The sequence below is a fragment of the Pseudomonas sp. JV245A genome, assembly GCF_032424515.1.
GTDB classification, from domain to species: Bacteria; Pseudomonadota; Gammaproteobacteria; order Pseudomonadales; family Pseudomonadaceae; genus Aquipseudomonas; species Aquipseudomonas protegens.
In genome coordinates, this window is sequence record NZ_VYKE01000568.1 from 1 (window position 1) to 397 (window position 397).

Sequence of the window (397 nt, forward strand, 5' to 3'; positions counted from 1 at the left end):
CGCCCCTGGTGCAGGTTCATGATCGAACGGACGATGGCCAGGCCCAGTCCGGTGCCGCCTTCGGCCCGGGTGCGGCTGCTGTCGACCCGATAGAAGCGCTCGAACAGATGGGGCAGGTGGCTGGCAGCGATGCCCGGGCCGGGGTTGCCCACGCTCAGGCTCACGGCCTCCATGGTCTGCTCCACCCGCAGGCTGATCTGCCCCCGCGGCGGGCTGTGGCGAATGGCGTTGGACAGCAGGTTGGAAATGGCCCGCTGGATCATCAGCCGGTCCCCCAGCACCCAGGCATCGCCACTGGGCTGCAGTTGCAGCTGCTTCTCTTCGGCGCTCAGGGCGAACAGGTCGATGACCCGGCGCGCTTCTTCCCCCAGCGAGACCCGGGCGAACCGGGCCTGGG

Annotated in this window: 1 protein-coding gene; it reads right to left on the bottom strand. The window is 69.5% G+C overall.

Annotation, left to right across the window (positions count from 1 at the left end; translation table 11 throughout):
- On the bottom strand, positions 1 to 397 hold a 397-nt coding region (locus tag F6S12_RS33065; RefSeq protein WP_315870031.1), incomplete at both ends, for a sensor histidine kinase.